The organism is Streptomyces calidiresistens (assembly GCF_014141525.1).
Classification (GTDB): Bacteria; Actinomycetota; Actinomycetes; order Streptomycetales; family Streptomycetaceae; genus Streptomyces; species Streptomyces calidiresistens.
In genome coordinates this window covers 1-512 of record NZ_VKHS01001387.1, presented here as the reverse complement: position 1 = coordinate 512, position 512 = coordinate 1, and the positions used below count along the sequence as shown (strand labels likewise).

The window sequence follows — 512 nt, the reverse complement described above, 5'->3', positions numbered from 1 at the left end:
CGCCCAGCACCGACCCCAGCCGCAGCGCCCGGGCCGCGCTCCGCTTCCACCGCCGGTCGGTCAGGTACCACTCCACGGTCCGCAGCGCCTCGGCCTCCACCCGGCGGTACAGCTCGTCGAGGCGCGCCGCGGGCTCGCCCCAGTCACCGTGCGGAAAGGGGCCACTCGTCAGGTCCCCCCGACGGCCCGTCCGGGCACCCGCGACGCCCCCGGCCCGGCCCGTCGGACCACCCCCGGGTCCCTTCTCCGGCTGACTCACCCGTGTCACTCCCTACAACGTGGAGCCCCTTTCTTACCGCCGATCGGGGGTCCGCGATGTGGTTTTCGGTGGGAAACCTTCCGGAAGCCCCGTCACATCGGGTATAGGTGCCTTCGCCCCTCACCCAAAAGAGTGGCAGCCGGGGCGCCGCCGGGGCGGCGATAGGCTGTCCCCCCGTGAGGATCCTTGTCATCGGCGGCGGTGCCCGCGAACACGCCCTGTGCCACGCGCTCTCCCGTGAGCTGCCCGCCCC

General features: G+C 73.4%; 1 protein-coding gene. It reads right to left on the bottom strand.

Features of this window, described 5'->3' with window-relative positions:
* Window positions 1-259, bottom strand: a 259-nt coding sequence (locus FOE67_RS27445) for an SLATT domain-containing protein (protein ID WP_182667510.1), incomplete at its 3' end; no start/stop codon positions are given.
* Between the last annotated feature and the right edge of the window lie 253 nt (window positions 260-512).